A 16,839-nucleotide genomic window follows, 5' to 3' on the forward strand; every position below is an offset into this window, starting at 1 on the left:
CCCTGGGGTTATTATCTGCTTTAAAATATTGGCGTTTTTTATGTTTTAAACGCTTGACAAGCAAGATTTAGCTGCTTTTAATTGCAACTAACCTACGCTGCAAATGTTTAAGAAATTTACCAAGCAGAAAAAAAGACAAAGAATCCCCGAGTTAGCTAGTCTTTTACTATCTCTGTCAAGTATTGGCATTTTTTGATGTCTTGTAACGCTTTATAAGCGCGTTCAGCTTATTTAGATAAAAATCTAGATGTAGATGAAGTTTTGTAAAGACATACAGTATCTATATACTGCAAAAAATTAAACATAAGACGCCGATACATTAAGTAATCCTTACCTTTTAATCTGCAGATTGGCGAAAGCAAATACAATAGCTTCAGTTTCATGATAAGGGGACTGGCGGAAGCAAGTTTTTAGCCCTGTCTCCTTGCTATAATGTTCATATCGATAGAAAAGCAAAAGAATAAAATGAAATATCAAGCGATATCCTCTATAATTAAATTTTTTGAATGAAGAGATGACAATTCGTGTAGGGATTAATGGTCTGGGTAGAATAGGCAGAGGCGTATTGCGTGCTATTTTCGAAATAGAAGAATATAGCAAACAAATAGAAGTTGTAGCTGTAAATGGATCACTCAGTGCAAAGCAGCATGCACATTTGATTAAATATGATTCTGTTCATGGCAAATTCAGTGGTGATATTGATTTTAATGAGTCTGAAAATTGGCTATCTATAAATGGCAGAAAATTTTCTTTATATAGAAAGCGGAGCCCTGAAAATATTCCTTGGAATGTTGATGTAATACTTGAATGTACTGGTGCATTTAACAAGCGTGAAGAAGCAATAAGGCACAATGCAGAGAAAGTGATTGTCTCTGCTCCAGTTCCGGATGCTGATGTCACTATAGTTTATGGTGTGAATAACGATATGCTCGAAAAAGAGCATAAAGTGATATCAGCAGGTTCTTGCACTACAAATTGCCTTGCTCTAATTGTGAAAGTCCTACACTCCAATTTAGGTATAAAAAGCGGTTTTATGACTACTATACATGCCTACACGAATGATCAAAATATTCTTGATGGTAATCATAAAGATTTGCGTAGAGCAAGAGCTTGCGGATTATCTATGGTGCCAACTACAACCGGGGCAGCAAAAACAATTGGTTCTATAATTCCTGAATTAAAGGGCAAGCTAGATGGCACTGCCGTCAGAGTTCCAGTTAGCAATGTTTCTATGGTTGATTTTAAATTTACGACTGATAAGAAGGCAACAGATGGAGAAATAAATGAAATGTTTAAAAATGCGGCAAGTAATGTGCTCTCCGTATGCGAGGAACCTTTAGTCTCAATAGATTTTGTGCATAACCCTTATAGTGCAATTGTGGATTTAACTGGTACATATGTTACAGGTGATATATGCAGGGTTGCAGCGTGGTATGACAATGAGTGGGCTTTTTCGCTGAGAATGTTAGACATAGCATTATTGAGCCATAGTAAAGTATGAATGAAAACTCGAACAAATATGCTTCATTTTATGAGCACTTTGCGGAACTCAGAAAAAGAGTTATCTTTTGCTTTCTATTTTTTTGCGTTGCTTTTGGTTTTTGTTATTACTTTAAGGAAAATATATACCGTTTTTTACTTGCACCTTTAATAGAAGCAACAAAAGATAGCGAAGGTTTTTCTTTAATTTACACAGACTTAACAGAGGCATTTTTTGTGTATCTCCGAGTTGCAGTAATGAGCGCACTTTTGCTCTCTTTTCCTGTGTTTGCATGGCAATTCTATATGTTCTTAGCACCTGGGTTATATAAAAGTGAAAGGGCAGTGTTGTTGCCATACTTAATTGCAACACCGGTTTTATTTGTAACGGGAGCTACTGTAGTCTATTACTATATATTTCCTTTAGCCTGGAAGTTTTTTATCAACTTCGAACACAGTGGTAAATCCTTCGATATACCGATAGAGTTTATGCCATCAGTTAGCGAATATTTAGACCTCGTTCTCCAATTTATGTTTGCATTTGGCACTGCATTTCAAATTCCAGTAATACTCACATTGATGGTGAGGGTAGGGTTACTCACTACACAAAGTTTATCAAATAAACGCAGAATCGCGATAGTGGTAATTTTTATTATCGCTGCAATCTTAACTCCACCTGATGTGTTAAGCCAAGTAGGGCTTGCAATACCTATGCTAATTCTATATGAGTTGTCCATTCTGATATGTAGGTATATTGAGAGGAAAGCAAAAAATTCTGATAAATAAAAAGCCATTATAGCTGTCATTCCAAGAAAATTACATAATATACATTATGGAAAATAAAGTCACATAACATAAGAAGCAACGCTAAAAATAAAATTACATAATAAAGAGCTATTTCAGCAAAGTTTCAAACAAATAAAGTTCATTAGCCTCATAATTGGCACTTTACAAGTTAACGAATTATTATGATTTTTACCAAGATAATAATATAGTAAGGTTTGGTAGTGAGGTATCAAAATGGGAAAATACACTAATGCATGGTTTTATAAGAAGACTGACCATCACGATTGTGCAAATGATGGCACTTGCGGGCAATCTATAAAGGATTTTAGGATTGGTAATTCTGACATTTCTTTCCACGATAACTATGGAAGAACGATCGCACAGATACCTAAGTTGCCTAACGGAAACTCTATTACATACCGTAATAATTTATATAAAACTGCACAATCAAAAAACTTTGGTGAGAATACAAGATACGTAAGATTACAAGATGTATTACCTAATCAATTCAATTTTGAATATGGAAAGTTGAATTGCGTAATACATTATGACAATGTATCGCAACGGGAGCAAGATCAAATAAAGCTTGATATTCAAAATGCCTATGAGGCATATAAAGCAAAGTTTTGTATTGCTAGTAATACTCAAGTCATCGTGCATACCTATATTTTTAATAATAAAGATGATTATAGGGGATATGGCACTTTGGTTCCTCAGTGTTCAACATTTCAAGATATGATCAATAACTCTGGTGGGATGACAAATGGAGAAAGCGTATTGCTCTATAAAAAACCCCAGTTGCGGATTAATCAATATAGTAAAATCTAGAAATACAGGGCTTTTTAGGCTTCATGGAATATGAAACTAATGTGGAAAAGACGTGCACCAAGAAATTTATTGGAGACCTGTGCCTTGAATGCTCAAGCTCAAGTCTGTCTTTTAGGTAGCCAAAAACTGTTTCAATAATCGACCTTTTTCTTAAAAAAATCTTTTCTTCAAGTAGCATTAATGTGTTTTTCATACCTTTTTTTACTTTGGTAACGAGTTTTAGTCCTCTATCGAAGAGTTTTGCAAAGAGCTCTTTCTTTATATAGCCCTTATCACCAAACAAAAGACCAGTCAGTTTTTCAGTTAATTTTGGTACTGGTTTTCTGTCGTCAACGTTACCTTTAGTAAGTGTAACTCCTTGAATTTCACCTTTTTCATTAATTACCATATGCAATTTAAAACCAAAAAACCAGCCATATGTAGTCTTTCCAAGCTTTGCCAATCCTTTGAAAACTTTGTTTCTTGAGATTCTTTTTGGATGGCAAACAGCGATAGATGTTGCATCTATGTACGAAATCCCTGTCATTTTCGACTGCTCACATAGCCATTGCAAAAGTAATGCTAAATACCATAAAACCCTCGGTTTTAGCCTAATAAATCTACTATATGTTGGCAAATTTTGAAACTCAGATCCATATAGTGCTTTCAAATAATATGTATAGAAAGATTTAAAGTCCTCACATCTAGATTGTTGATAAAGTAAAATTATAGTAAGAATTTCAGAATGCGTAATCTCTGGCGTTCTGGTAGGTTTTTTACTGTTTGGCAGGAGTTTTTCTGCGAAATTTTTGTTTATAGCCTTGCAAAAATCGTCTACAAAGCAAAATAATTCTGTTACATTTTTATTCATGGGTAACCTCTCTACTTTTTGATAATATGTTTCCGGAGTTTACCCTATTTCCCTATCTTTTTCACTGACTTCTAATCCGCAACTGGGGTTATAAAAACGCCTATATGGACAACGTTTTAGCCCATGAATTTGGTCATGTGTTTCAATTTAAGCTTTCCGAAGCAAAAGTAAGAGAATTGGACTTTGTAAATAGTCAGCTGATGGCAAATGCAATTGGACTTGAGGTAGAAGAAAAAAATTATAAAGCTATTTGCAAGCAGATGGGTGTAGATGAATATGAAAACCGTGGATGGATATTTAGTTTTAAATACAAAGGTACAACTTATAACGTAAGATGCAAGGACTTTTCAGAAGAAGAAAAACTTCAATTTATCAAAGACATTAAGAACTCTCATGAATCGCTCGTTAGTGAATGTGATGGATTGGGGAACGAGAATACAGTTTTATCGATTCACGTTGATGAAAATAAGGAGATAAGTCGAATGTATTTTCAAAACTCCGACAAAAATATATTCAAACAGCTAGATAAGACATTTATAAGCAGAAGTAACCCTGAAGAAGAGGCGGAAGAATCAAATGAAGTAGAACAAAGTAATGTAGAAGAAGAAAAAAGTAACCAGCAAGACACTCAGCAACCCAGTAATTTCTTATCCAATATTTTTTCAGCAATTAAATCCATTATTGGTTCTATCTCATCACTCTTTTCATGGTTATTTGGGTCTAAAGAGAAAGAACAATCTGATAACAATTCTTCTTTGCTTAACTTATCAGAAGAACAATCTGATGATAATCCTTCTTTGTTTAAGCTCGATGCTAATGAGTTAGATCACGAAGTTAAGCCTGATGCCAATGAGTTAGGTCACGATGTTAGAGATCACTTATCAGATCATTATCACTCACCTGATGAGTTCATGTAGTGTGACTATTTTATAGCCACTCCCCTACCCTTTCTAACTGTATATCCTCAGCAAATATAGAGAGGCTAAAGGGAGTGGCATCACTTAAATAATTAAATGAAAAATCAGGCGGATCATTCTGAAATTCTTGCATTTTTGGTCATGTCAAACCAAATTTTTTTCATACCACTTTAATTGCTGACAATAGCCTTGTTAGTTTTTGTCATAATGCGATCAAACACTCCCAATAACCTCTTTAATAGGTTTGGAGTTAGCGAAGAGATAAGATCAACAGATACGTTATTGTTTTTGTCATCACCACTTGCTTTATAGTCTATTGAAATGATTCCCCTACTTTTCCCGCCAGTAAGAAGTTTCCCAATTATAGGAATTTTTAACAAAGATTTATTAATTGAATATGCTGGTATTACTTGTCCTTCAACTTGGAATTTATAATTTCTAATGTCAAGCTTACCGCTAGTGCTAATGCCTAATTCCGCTCCTTCAAGCCAAGATTCTTCAATTTCGACAGAGCCGTCTTTGTATGAGAAAGGTGCATTGCATTTATAAAAGTATACACCTTCATTTTTTATGGCATTTACAATGCCAGGCAATGAAGACATCGACAATAAAGTAGTAAGTAGTGGAGCATCTTTGATGTAGAAATTGCTAATGGATAACGTACCGTAATGTTCTCCACTTTCTCTCTGAGGAGAGAGATAAAAAGACAATTTGCCGTTTTTAATTGATTTACTAATGCCTAAGGAACGCGAAAGTATACCTGCATTATCCGCATATATTTCGAGCCCTATTCCACTGTATTCTGCTAGTATGTTGCTGCTATCTTCTAGAAACTGTCCTGTAAATTGACTTCCATTGCAATTACCTTTAGTACAGGTTACATTCAGCTTAGCATTTTTGATAACGATGCCTTCTTTCATAATTACATTGTCAACATTCATACTAATCTCTATATCTTTGTTTAATCCATTACTGTTTTTGCCAAAAATATCACTCAAATTGATTTTCTCACCATAAATAGTTATGGCATTTTTTTCCTTACCTGATTCAATTTCTATACTAAAATCATTATCAGGCAATTTAAAGCTACTAGAATTTAAATATAAATTGCCATTTTCTACTCTTCCGCTGAATTTTATATCTAGGTCATTTCCTACAACATCTAATTTGTCTATTAATAATTCACCTGCTCCTTTTAACCTTGTAGAAAACAAAATTTTATTGTGATCTTCAAAACGATTTTTCCACCCTAAGTAGCTTGAATGTGATTCAAATTCTGATAAATCTATATCACCATTAACATACCCCGTCTTATCTTGATTTATCACTGACTCTAAATTTGCACTGACATAGCCACTATCAAAATTAAATATTTGAGCAGGTAAATCTCCGGTCAAATTCCAGGCAAAACTTTCATTCCTATTGCTACTTTTCAGGTCAAATAATAGCTGTGTGTTATTTACCATACCACTACCATTTAAATCTATAAAGTCACTGCCAAAACTAAGCTTAATATCATATTTACCAAGACTTGCATTATAGACGGCCAAATTGTCAATTTCAGAATGAAAATTGGCCGAAAAATCTACTTTTTTGTCATCAACGTTTAGATTAAAAATGCGAAAATTAAATACGGATTTTGCCATTCCACTTACTTTATCCCTTTCAACCTTCACCACATCATCGAGCTTAAATCTTATAGGCTCATATAAACCATACGCATCACTTACAGCTTGGCCATTAATGGTTAGAACTGAATTTTCCTTATCGAGAGATTTCATTTCAATATCACCACCATTAATAGCGAAATTCTGAAACTTAGCGCTATTTACAGTAATTTTAAGATCGTTATTCTTGATGATCAAATCACCCTTTAATTCCTTTACTTGCTCAAAATCTTCATCAAATTTTACGCTACCGTTTTCTATATCAGCAACTACTACGATATCTGACAGATCGTCATCAACCAAATTGTTAATTTTGCCATTGAAACTTACAATGGTATTTAAAACATCCCCATCAATATTATCACAATACCAGCTTTTAAATTTACTATTTACTACACTATCTGGTACATAAGTACATAAATCCTTTGCAGCAAACTTACTAATATTAATTCTAAGCAAAGCATGGCTTGTACTAAAGTTCATTTTGCCTATCAAAGAAAGATACATACCATTTAATTTAAAATTGAAGTTTTTTACACTAATAATTCCATCACTATACGTTAAATTTATATTTACATTAGTTAAGGCCAAATTTTTGTTCAAATAATTTTCTGTATTCAATACGTATATATTTCCATCTACAATTTCATCCTTTTTATTAATTTTCACTGAGAAGCTTCCTTTGAATCCTATATTTTTGTCCAAATTGTAGCTTTTAACTAATGTAGAAAACTCGCTCAATAGTCCCAATTTTAGATTATAAAATGTCCCGTACACATTTAACAAATTGTTGCGATTTTTTATTGTAATTGATAAATCATCCAAAAATCCCTTTCCATCTTTTGTATTCACATGAATATCTAAAACATTAAAATCTTCCCCCTTCCCTATATATAATTTATCAATAAAAAATTTATCTTCTGTGCCTTTATTAATAGCGATGTTAGTAAATTCAATTTTTGAATCCGCATTTAAGTCAAAAAAAAATTCCCTTACTGTTTTTAATAGATTTTTTGCACTGCTTTCTGTCATCTTGAAATTCTTCCCTGTCATCCCAGTATCTTTTTTTCCTGTCATCCCAATATCTTTTTTTCCTGTCATCCAAGTAGCTTGACTACTTGGATCCATACTTTCTTTTTTTCTAGTCACGCGCTGGAATGACACCGAAGGAAGGCGGTTATTACTTAAATAATGATTATCCAAAAGGTCTAATGAGTTTTGCGGATTAACATTAGTTTCTTCTCTCTTGATATATACATGCACATTATCAGCTGAAACCTGAGAGAGATTTGTGCTAGCTTTAAATAAGGAACTTAACTTAAAATGTACAAAAAGCTCAGGAACTTTTATAGTAAAATTAGGATTTGCTATTGCCAAATCTGTAATGACTAAATACGGATCTTTACTACCTTTCTGCCAAACAACTGAGGTATTCTCCATATTAACGCTTGAGCCAACAAATATCTTTGATATTTTATGTTTAACATAAAAATTAATATAATTAATATTGATTTCTAAAGGACTCTCACCCTTAAAAAAGACAAATAAGCAGAATACAAACAATAGAACTATGGAAAGTGATATAGTGATTTTTTTAAGCATCGATTATTGCTTTTCTTGCTAAACTATCAGCCTCCTCATTATACTTATCGCCACTGTGTGCTTTAACCCACTTCCAATCAATTTCGTGTTGTGAAGCAACGTTGTCTAGCTCTTTCCACAATTCCATATTTTTTACTGATTTTTTATTACTTGTTTTCCAGCCATTCATTTTCCACTTATTTATCCATTCTGTTATGCCATGCTTAATATAAAGACTATCCGTATATAAATTAATATTACAAGAAAATTTCAATACTTTCAGCCCATTGATCACCGCTGTTAACTCCATTTTATTATTTGTGGTATTTTCTTCTCTACCATAAACATCTTTTCTATGATTTTGAAATAATATAATCGCTGCCCATCCTCCCGCTCCAGGATTACCAGAACACGCCCCATCCGTGTATATTGTCACTTCCTTTTTATTCATCTTTAACTATATGAATTAATAAAGTATATAGTTGCTTTTATGAAAGTACAATTTCTAAAGGTAGTTTACTTTAAATTTTATTATAGAAACAAAAAAAAGTGTGACAACGAGCATTACCAAAAGGAAAAGTAAAAAATAGTTTTTGTGCTTTTGCCGTTCTTTCATAATTAAAATAAATCAATAGAACAAAAAATAATGCTAACAAATAGAAAGAATAGATAAGAAATTGAATAAGAAAACATTTTTTTCTGTGAGATGTGGTTCTTGAATCTGAGAATTGATATAGCGTACCAAATAAAAACGCACCCTTCAAAGGTTGCCATGCTTAGATAAAGTAAAGCCTTTTTCAAAAATAGAGCTGGAAGCAAGCTAGTTAGCACCAGCAACACACTATAAATTAATATATATTTTCTTGTTTTTTCCGGACCATAAACAATATTGAACATTGGAATCGATGCCTTTGCATAGTCTTCAGACTTATTTAAAGATAGGGCCCAAAAGTGTGGTGGAGTCCACATAAAAATTACTAAAAATAAAATGAAACTTTCCCAACTTACAGAATTAGTTACAGCTGCCCAGCCAATCATTGGAGGAAAAGCACCTGCTGCACCACCGATAACGATATTCTGCGGAGTACGCCTTTTTAGCCAAATTGTATATACGAAAACGTAAAATAATATGCTAACTGCAAGCAAAGCAGCAGAAATATAATTTACTGCTATTGCCATGATAAATACTGACAATATTCCAAGAGTTATACCAAATTCAAGCGCACTTTCTGCAAGAATTCTGCCTGAGGGTATAGGGCGGTTTTTTGTCCTTTCCATGAGCAGATCTATGTCTTTGTCATACCACATATTGATAGCACCTGCAGATCCTGAGCCAAGAGCAACACATATAAGAGATATTAGTGCTAGAAAAGGGTGCATACTACCTGGTGCAGTAACCATACCAGCAACTGCAGTAAATACCACAAGATACATTATCCTTGGCTTCAGCAAACGCCAAAAATCCAGTATTGTTGATTCAACATTTAGCAAAACACTTGTGTACATTCTATTTTACCACTGGTGGCTTTTCGAAAGTATGAAAAGGCGGTGGTGAAGATACCGTCCATTCCAAGGTGTCACCTTCCCAAGGATTATCTCCAGCTTTCTTGCCCCATTTAAAGAGATGTATAACTATAAACACAAAAAACATAACTGAAACAAAGGACATATATGAGCCAATTGAGGATATGTAATTCCAAGGGATAAACGCATCAGGATAATCAGGTATACGTCTTGGCATACCAGCTAATCCCAAGAAATGTTGAGGTAAAAAAGTGATATTGGTGCTAATAAAAGTAAGCCAAAAGTGGATTTGACCTAAGCGCTCATTATATTGTTTACCCGACATTTTACCAATCCAATAATAAAAGCCAGCAAAAGCTCCAAATAATGCAGCAAGTGACATGACATAATGGAAGTGAGCAACAACATAGTAGGTATCATGCAGAAGCTTATCTATTCCACCATGAGAAAGAATTATTCCCGTTATGCCACCGCCAACAAACATGAAAATAAAACCTAGTGCAAATAGCATAGGGGTTTTAAACTCAATTGCTCCGCCCCACATAGTTGCAATCCAACTAAAGACTTTTACACCAGTTATCACACCGATAAAAATTGTGGTGGTGCTAAAAAATGCAGCAGCGTCAGCACTAAGCCCAACAGTGAACATATGATGAGCCCAAACCATAAAGCCAAATACTGCTATACCTATCATTGCATAAACCATCCCTATGTAACCAAATACAGGTCTGTGAGAAAAAGTTGATACAACCTGACTTATGATGCCAAATGCAGGAAAAATAATTACGTAAACTTCTGGATGACCAAAAAACCAAAATAGATGTTGAAATAACACAGGGTCACCGCCACCGGCAGGATCAAAAAAGGAAGTACCAACATTGCGATCAGTAAGAAGCATAGTTATAGCACCGGCAAGCACTGGTAAAGCAACAATCAACATAAATGCTGTTAGCAAGACAGACCAAACAAACAGTGGCATCTTAGTTAATGACATTCCTTTTGCGCGCATGTTAAATATAGTAACTATAAAGTTGATCGCCCCAACAATTGACGACATACCAGCAACATGAAGTGCAAGTATAGCAATGTCAACTCCTGCACTTGGATGGGACATTACCTGTGATAAAGGTGGATATAAAGTCCAACCCGTACCTGCACCTTCTCCAGCAAATGCTGAAAGAATGAGCAAAATAAAAGATGACACTAATAACCAGAAACTTAAATTATTCATACGAGGAAATGCCATATCGGGTGCACCGATCATAAGAGGCACAAACCAATTACCAAATCCTCCCATGAGGGCTGGCATTATCATAAAAAACACCATTATCAATGCATGGCCTGTAATCATTACGTTATATAATTGATAGTTATTGTTAAGTATATTAATGTGCATTAGCTGAGTACGAATAATCACCGATAATAATCCACCAATAATTCCAGCTAATATGGAAAAAATAATGTACAGTGTCCCTATGTCTTTATGGTTGGTGGAAAACAACCAACGCTTTATGCCCTTTGGTGCGTTACTCATATCTATACTCCAAATTTAACTCACTAATTTTCTATTTTCGATCCACTTATTAAAATCTTCTTTGCTTACTGCTTCAACAACAATTGGCATAAATCCATGGCCTTGACCACACAATTCGTAGCACTGCCCATAATAAACACCAGGCTTTTTGATATTAAACCACGCTTCATTTAGCCTACCTGGTATCGCATCAATTTTTACACCAAAAGCCGGTACTCCCCAACTGTGTATCACATCTCCTGCTGTAACTTGTAAACGAACGTTAGTATTAACGGGTAAAATGATGTTGTTATCAACAGAGAATAGCTTTAAATCTCCTTCGATAAAATCTTCTTTTCCCTTAATATAACTATCAAATGACACACCTTGATATTCTGGATATTGGTAGCTCCAATACCATTGATGGCCAATAACTTTTAGTGTTATATCAGCTTTCGGTATTTCTTCCTGTAGCTTCAGTAATTTAGCGTTTTCAAAGGCTAAGATTCCAACAATAATCGTTGGTATAACAAACCAAATAATTTCTAAAGGAACACTATGGGTAGTTTTACTTATGTTTGTTACTTTGCTTTTACGAAAGCGAAACGCTATATAAGCAAGCAGCGCCCACACAAAAAGCATTATTGCAACCATCACAAACATCACAAACGAATGTGACCTAACTACAGCCTCCATTACTTCAGTTGCAGGAGGAGGAAATCCAAATTGCCAGGAAGTAGGAGCAGAGGCAACAGATATATTTGAGTAAAATATTATCAATAGTGCAAATAACTTCACCATATCTTTTGTTTGTTTGCTATAAAACTAAATGATATACTGTATAATAGTATATATAAACTTACTATGCAAATAGAGATTAGTGATAGTTAATAATTTTTTAGCATTCAACAAGTATAATAGTACAATACTAATTTGAGGAAAAAAGCATTTACATAAATCTATTGTAAGTAAAAATATTATAATATTTTAAATTAAGTATTTACTTTAAGTAAATTCTATAATAAGTTTAATAGTGTCTGTTACTGCTAATAACCCTCTAGCCTCACACCTAAAAGCAGTAACAGACACTATTAAACTTTATGACAAATTTGCTTGTCTATAACTTGCAAGATCAAAATCTTACAAGTTCCTTTATTTTATTATACATTGCAGTTTGTTAATTAACTTTTAATGCCTATGGTAGCATTTATTGGACCAAAGGTTTATGCATTAATTATAAAAAAACACACTATTTGTATAGGATATTGTTTGAATTTCTTTTTTGGTTCATCAACATCTGGTAGTCTGCTAATGCTGTAGCAACGATGTAGACTAGAAGTGTGGGATTGAGGTTGTAGATCTAATGGCAATCTTACTATTACCCACAAATATAGATGTACTTATGAATAAAGTATTACAATATTAGAGTTTGCAAATATTGATGGTATAAAAATGGCAAACGAGAGTAATGAGTGGGCTAAAAATGAATTTGGAGATGCTTCACTTGGAGATAAAAGATTGACCGAAAGATTAGTGAATATTGCTAATAGTGTGATAGGTTCACCTGAAAGCTCAATTAATGAGGCATGCGGAAGTTGGTCAGAAGCAAAAGCTGCATATCGTTTTTTTCAAAATGAGAACGTAAAAGAAGTTGATATTCTAGCTTCACACATTGATAAAACAGTTGAAAGAACAAAAGCTCATAAAAGAGTCCTTGTAATTCAAGATACAACTTATATTTCATACTCAAGTCATAAAAAAACAAGCGGATTGGGAAGTATTGCTGGGAAAGGAGGTAAAGGTACAGTAATGCATACAGCCCTTGCTGTTAGTACGGAAGGTTTGGTACTAGGAATATTGGATCAAAAGATTTACTCGAGGCCACCAATTTCTGAAGAAGAAAAAAGACTAAAGAGTCATCGTAGTAACGTTCATATTGAGGATAAAGAAAGTATGAAATGGCTAGAAAGCTTAAAGAAAACAAATAATATTATAGATCAGACCCAAACAGAGGTTATAACTGTATGTGACAGAGAAGCAGATATACATGATTTTTTTGAACTTGCACATAATCTTAACTCAGCAATTTTAGTAAGAGCTCGTCACAACAGAAATGTAAATAAAAAATTTATGTATACCAGGAATAAGCAAAAATTATGGTCATTTATCCAAGGTCTTCCTTGCACTGGAAAAGTAGAAGTTGAAATCCCTGCTAGAGATGATAAGCAAAAAAGGACAGCATTTCTAGAAATTAGATTCGGAAAATTTATGATGAGTCCACATGAAAGCCACATAAAATGTAAAGAACCCCAGTTGCGGATTAATCAATATAGTAAAATCTAGAAATACAGGGCTTTTTAGGCTTCATGGAATATGAAACTAATGTGGAAAAGACGTGCACCAAGAAATTTATTGGAGACCTGTGCCTTGAATGCTCAAGCTCAAGTCTGTCTTTTAGGTAGCCAAAAACTGTTTCAATAATCGACCTTTTTCTTAAAAAAATCTTTTCTTCAAGTAGCATTAATGTGTTTTTCATACCTTTTTTTACTTTGGTAACGAGTTTTAGTCCTCTATCGAAGAGTTTTGCAAAGAGCTCTTTCTTTATATAGCCCTTATCACCAAACAAAAGACCAGTCAGTTTTTCAGTTAATTTTGGTACTGGTTTTCTGTCGTCAACGTTACCTTTAGTAAGTGTAACTCCTTGAATTTCACCTTTTTCATTAATTACCATATGCAATTTAAAACCAAAAAACCAGCCATATGTAGTCTTTCCAAGCTTTGCCAATCCTTTGAAAACTTTGTTTCTTGAGATTCTTTTTGGATGGCAAACAGCGATAGATGTTGCATCTATGTACGAAATCCCTGTCATTTTCGACTGCTCACATAGCCATTGCAAAAGTAATGCTAAATACCATAAAACCCTCGGTTTTAGCCTAATAAATCTACTATATGTTGGCAAATTTTGAAACTCAGATCCATATAGTGCTTTCAAATAATATGTATAGAAAGATTTAAAGTCCTCACATCTAGATTGTTGATAAAGTAAAATTATAGTAAGAATTTCAGAATGCGTAATCTCTGGCGTTCTGGTAGGTTTTTTACTGTTTGGCAGGAGTTTTTCTGCGAAATTTTTGTTTATAGCCTTGCAAAAATCGTCTACAAAGCAAAATAATTCTGTTACATTTTTATTCATGGGTAACCTCTCTACTTTTTGATAATATGTTTCCGGAGTTTACCCTATTTCCCTATCTTTTTCACTGACTTCTAATCCGCAACTGGGGTAAAGAAGGTCACATAAAATATAAACCAGCAGCATTATTCAGTCTACAACTTTACGCAATTCATGTTGTTGAAAGAAATTCTCCTCCAGGAGCAAGTCCGCTAGAGTGGATGCTTTTAACAAATCTTTCGGTCAGTACTTTTGAAGAAGCTGTTGAAAAAATTAGTTGGTATTGTTTGAGATGGAAAATAGAGATATTGCATAAGATTTTAAAATCTGGTCTCAAAGTTGAGGAATGTAGACTTGGAACAGCAGAAAGATTAATGAGGTATTTAACAGTCATGAGCATTATTGCTTGGAGAATTTTCTTTATTACATCAATTGCAAGAACTAACCCAACATTACCATGTACTGGCTTATTAGCTGAGGAAGAATGGAAAGTTTTATATGTTAAAATACACAGAAAACCATGTCCAAGTATAGCCCCTACTATAAAAGAAGCCGTTTCGTGGATTGCTCAACTTGGAGGTCATTTAGCAAGAAAAAGCGACCCAAAACCAGGACCAATTACTCTTTGGAAAGGGTGGAGACGTCTCTTTGATCTAGCAGAAGGATGGAGACTTGCTCATGAACCACATATTTGTGGGTAATAGTAAGAATGGCAATAGAGTATGCTTACGAAATGCAACACTCCTTTCTTTTACTATTTTATAACTTACTTATTTTAAGTGTCAGATCAAACTTATTTAATACATGAAAGAAGTTTATTCTTTTTGCTTCTAATTTTTCTATTTTTTACTGTAAATTTTTGCAGAGTTCTCTTACACTCACTCTTTGATTACCTTTTTGTCTTGCTTTGTTTATCTATTTTAATGCTCCACTAAACGGGTACCCAATTGTTCAACGCTATCAATTTCAATTTGTAAAGTATCCTTTATAAACCTATCAGCCTGGTCTGCACTCATAAAAACTGTATATTTATTAGGTATTAACCTTTTTACAGTAGCTCTAACTTCCTTATCACGTGATTTAAGAAGCTCATCAATTTCTTTGTCCTTCAGATGAAATGTGCAATTATAGCTATGCTTTTTGAGATCCAGAAATTTAGCAAAGCTATTACAATCGTTCTCATGGTGAAAGGTTACATTTATACCTACTATTTCGTCCTTTTCTTGCAACTTTCCATTTTTAGCTATCTGTGCCTTAGCAAGCGCAACTGTAGGTTTATGGCCATAATTTGCTCCAATAACCCTTCTTATTGAATGTTCTATTGCCATTTTTTGCACTTTGGGATTTTCATCGAACTCTTTCAAAAAATTAAGGTGTAAGTTAATATATTCAGAGTATTTCAACCTGTGTTTTTTATGTATAGTTGGTTTGCAGGGCAGTTCATTTGTAGGTGACTTATAGCTTGCAAGAAGCAACTTTTGTTCATACTGTTCATTGCATTCTTTTACTCCTTTAAAATGTCTTTCATATTGAGTTAATCCATCTTCTCCTTTTTTCTCCATCCTTTTTAAGAATTTCTCTACCGGCTCTTGGTTGGCTGAAATAATTTTGCGTATAAACGGAATTTGTTTTTGCAAGCTAACCCAATACGGTAAGCAAACAACTTTCGCATCTTTCGAAAATAGACCTTCTAACTTTTTCACTGCATTGTATAAATTTGCTGATTCTGGTTTATAATGCCCACTATTGTTGTCTATATAAGTTATTTTACCATTTACCACTTTTATTAAACCAGAACATAAAACTGGCCTACCACCTGCAAGAGTTGAATGACGATAAGCCCACTTGCTTTTATTAACATTAATATGTTCATGAGTGACTAGCTTTCCATCAAGCGTGATCACATAAGCTACACAACCTTTTTCTCCCTTACTAATTTTATCAGTTGTATCATATAATTTGCCTTTAAAGCCTTTTAACTTATTACCTTCTATTTCTGGCATTAAGTCTATGTATAATTTTCCTTTATAAGTAATTTTAGTATGTTCTATTTGATCATCTGGAGTAAAATACTTAACCTTTGTATTAGTTCTAGGGATTTTTCTTCCTTCGACTCCAACTTCTGGAAATAAATTATAGCGTGGAAAAAAATACGTAAATTTACTTTCTATCCAGTGTAAAATTCTGTTTATAGTACCAAAAACTTTTTTGTTACCTAAATCAATAGAGAGTTGCTGTTCTTTTGGTACTGTTTTATGATTGGACTTTGTACCAGATTTGCCAAATTCTCTGGCAGCATATTTAAACTTTTCTAGTAAATATTCCTTACGCTCTTTTGATACTGACATTTTTACCTCACCAACTATTATTTTATTTTATATTATTTTAGATAAAAAGTCAAATTTTTCCTTAATATGTTAATAAAAGAAAAAGCGGCAGCAAGCAGATAAGCTATATATAAATATTAAAAAAACGTGAATCTTAATCACAAATGCTAGATCTAAAACGTCTAGCTCTTGAATGGT

The 16,839-nt window shown here is 33.6% G+C and carries 13 protein-coding genes and 3 pseudogenes; 6 read left to right on the plus strand and 10 right to left on the minus strand.

The features are described 5' to 3' along the window. The first annotated feature begins 514 nt into the window (after nt 1-514). From gap to NBW37_RS02930, 3 genes are all read left to right on the plus strand, one after another. Nucleotides 515-1,501: a type I glyceraldehyde-3-phosphate dehydrogenase gene (gap, locus tag NBW37_RS02920; protein ID WP_250296838.1), complete on the plus strand. Its 987-nt coding sequence runs from the start codon at nt 515-517 to the stop codon at nt 1,499-1,501. Continuing rightward, a complete protein-coding gene (gene tatC / locus NBW37_RS02925) occupies nt 1,498-2,265 on the plus strand; it encodes a twin-arginine translocase subunit TatC (RefSeq protein ID WP_250296839.1) in 768 nt (255 codons plus the stop codon). The genes gap and tatC overlap by 4 nt, the downstream gene beginning before the upstream one ends. 234 nt (nt 2,266-2,499) lie before the next feature. Beyond that, the gene (locus tag NBW37_RS02930) at nt 2,500-3,093 is read left to right on the plus strand and encodes a hypothetical protein (protein WP_250296840.1); all 594 of its coding nucleotides are present in this window, start codon (nt 2,500-2,502) and stop codon (nt 3,091-3,093) included. Here the strand turns inward: NBW37_RS02930 and NBW37_RS02935 are convergent. Next, nucleotides 3,071-3,943, minus strand: a complete 873-nt coding sequence (locus NBW37_RS02935; protein WP_250295817.1) for an IS982 family transposase — start codon at nt 3,941-3,943, stop codon at nt 3,071-3,073. The two genes, NBW37_RS02930 and NBW37_RS02935, sit on opposite strands and share 23 nt — an antisense overlap. Nucleotides 3,944-4,047: 104 nt before the next feature. Between NBW37_RS02935 and NBW37_RS02940 the strand changes: the two genes are divergently transcribed. Continuing rightward, entirely contained in the window at nt 4,048-4,860 is an 813-nt protein-coding gene (locus NBW37_RS02940) for a hypothetical protein (protein ID WP_250296841.1), read from the plus strand. 10 nt (nt 4,861-4,870) lie between these two features. Here NBW37_RS02940 and NBW37_RS07615 read toward each other — a convergent pair whose 3' ends face one another. From NBW37_RS07615 to NBW37_RS07745, 7 genes and pseudogenes are all read right to left on the minus strand, one after another. Further along, the gene (locus NBW37_RS07615) at nt 4,871-4,993 is read right to left on the minus strand and encodes a hypothetical protein (protein ID WP_256466276.1); all 123 of its coding nucleotides are present in this window, start codon (nt 4,991-4,993) and stop codon (nt 4,871-4,873) included. 37 nt (nt 4,994-5,030) lie between these two features. After that, a complete protein-coding gene (locus NBW37_RS02945) occupies nt 5,031-8,129 on the minus strand; it encodes a YhdP family protein (RefSeq protein ID WP_250296842.1) in 3,099 nt (1,032 codons plus the stop codon). Continuing rightward, nucleotides 8,122-8,559 (minus strand): ribonuclease HI, encoded by a 438-nt coding sequence (gene rnhA / locus NBW37_RS02950; protein ID WP_250296843.1) that lies wholly within the window; start codon nt 8,557-8,559, stop codon nt 8,122-8,124. Before rnhA ends, NBW37_RS02945 begins: the two co-directional genes overlap by 8 nt. A gap of 167 nt (nt 8,560-8,726) precedes the next feature. Further along, complete coding sequence (locus tag NBW37_RS02955; RefSeq protein ID WP_250296844.1) at nt 8,727-9,614, minus strand: heme o synthase; 888 nt, start codon at nt 9,612-9,614, stop codon at nt 8,727-8,729. A gap of 1 nt (nt 9,615) precedes the next feature. After that, nucleotides 9,616-11,166 (minus strand): cytochrome c oxidase subunit I, encoded by a 1,551-nt coding sequence (gene ctaD / locus NBW37_RS02960; RefSeq protein WP_250296845.1) that lies wholly within the window; start codon nt 11,164-11,166, stop codon nt 9,616-9,618. A gap of 15 nt (nt 11,167-11,181) precedes the next feature. Further along, the gene (coxB, locus tag NBW37_RS02965; protein ID WP_250296846.1) at nt 11,182-11,946 is read right to left on the minus strand and encodes a cytochrome c oxidase subunit II; all 765 of its coding nucleotides are present in this window, start codon (nt 11,944-11,946) and stop codon (nt 11,182-11,184) included. Nucleotides 11,947-12,401: 455 nt separating this feature from the next. After that, a pseudogene (locus tag NBW37_RS07745) lies at nt 12,402-12,497 on the minus strand (IS481 family transposase); the annotation flags it as partial. Nucleotides 12,498-12,597: 100 nt separating this feature from the next. Between NBW37_RS07745 and NBW37_RS02970 the strand changes: the two are divergent. Then, a pseudogene (locus NBW37_RS02970) lies at nt 12,598-13,461 on the plus strand (IS4 family transposase); the annotation flags it as partial. 4 nt (nt 13,462-13,465) lie between these two features. On the opposite strand, the gene NBW37_RS02975 reads toward NBW37_RS02970, so the two are convergent. Continuing rightward, complete coding sequence (locus NBW37_RS02975) at nt 13,466-14,338, minus strand: IS982 family transposase (RefSeq protein WP_250295817.1); 873 nt, start codon at nt 14,336-14,338, stop codon at nt 13,466-13,468. A gap of 131 nt (nt 14,339-14,469) precedes the next feature. On the opposite strand from NBW37_RS02975, the pseudogene NBW37_RS02980 reads away from it, so the two are divergent. Beyond that, a pseudogene (locus tag NBW37_RS02980) lies at nt 14,470-15,015 on the plus strand (IS4 family transposase); the annotation flags it as partial. Nucleotides 15,016-15,234: 219 nt separating this feature from the next. Here NBW37_RS02980 and NBW37_RS02985 read toward each other — a convergent pair. Continuing rightward, nucleotides 15,235-16,662, minus strand: a complete 1,428-nt coding sequence (locus NBW37_RS02985; protein WP_250296847.1) for a hypothetical protein — start codon at nt 16,660-16,662, stop codon at nt 15,235-15,237. Nucleotides 16,663-16,839: the final 177 nt, after the last annotated feature.

The sequence above is a fragment of the Wolbachia endosymbiont of Oedothorax gibbosus genome, assembly GCF_936270145.1.
Lineage (GTDB): Bacteria > Pseudomonadota > Alphaproteobacteria > Rickettsiales > Anaplasmataceae > Wolbachia.

Excerpts from the sequence above, each read along its gene's own strand:
- gap (WP_250296838.1), top strand. The coding sequence starts at position 515 with ATGACAATTCGTGTAGGGATTAATGGTCTGGGTAGAATAGGCAGAGGC.
- NBW37_RS02945 (WP_250296842.1), bottom strand. The coding sequence starts at position 8,129 with ATGCTTAAAAAAATCACTATATCACTTTCCATAGTTCTATTGTTTGTA.
- tatC (WP_250296839.1), top strand. The coding sequence starts at position 1,498 with ATGAATGAAAACTCGAACAAATATGCTTCATTTTATGAGCACTTTGCG.
- NBW37_RS02955 (WP_250296844.1), bottom strand. The coding sequence starts at position 9,614 with ATGTACACAAGTGTTTTGCTAAATGTTGAATCAACAATACTGGATTTT.
- NBW37_RS02940 (WP_250296841.1), top strand. The coding sequence starts at position 4,048 with ATGGACAACGTTTTAGCCCATGAATTTGGTCATGTGTTTCAATTTAAG.
- NBW37_RS07615 (WP_256466276.1), bottom strand. The coding sequence starts at position 4,993 with ATGCAAGAATTTCAGAATGATCCGCCTGATTTTTCATTTAATTATTTA.
- NBW37_RS02930 (WP_250296840.1), top strand. The coding sequence starts at position 2,500 with ATGGGAAAATACACTAATGCATGGTTTTATAAGAAGACTGACCATCAC.
- NBW37_RS02985 (WP_250296847.1), bottom strand. The coding sequence starts at position 16,662 with ATGTCAGTATCAAAAGAGCGTAAGGAATATTTACTAGAAAAGTTTAAA.
- coxB (WP_250296846.1), bottom strand. The coding sequence starts at position 11,946 with ATGGTGAAGTTATTTGCACTATTGATAATATTTTACTCAAATATATCT.
- rnhA (WP_250296843.1), bottom strand. The coding sequence starts at position 8,559 with ATGAATAAAAAGGAAGTGACAATATACACGGATGGGGCGTGTTCTGGT.
- ctaD (WP_250296845.1), bottom strand. The coding sequence starts at position 11,166 with ATGAGTAACGCACCAAAGGGCATAAAGCGTTGGTTGTTTTCCACCAAC.
- NBW37_RS02935 (WP_250295817.1), bottom strand. The coding sequence starts at position 3,943 with ATGAATAAAAATGTAACAGAATTATTTTGCTTTGTAGACGATTTTTGC.
- NBW37_RS02975 (WP_250295817.1), bottom strand. The coding sequence starts at position 14,338 with ATGAATAAAAATGTAACAGAATTATTTTGCTTTGTAGACGATTTTTGC.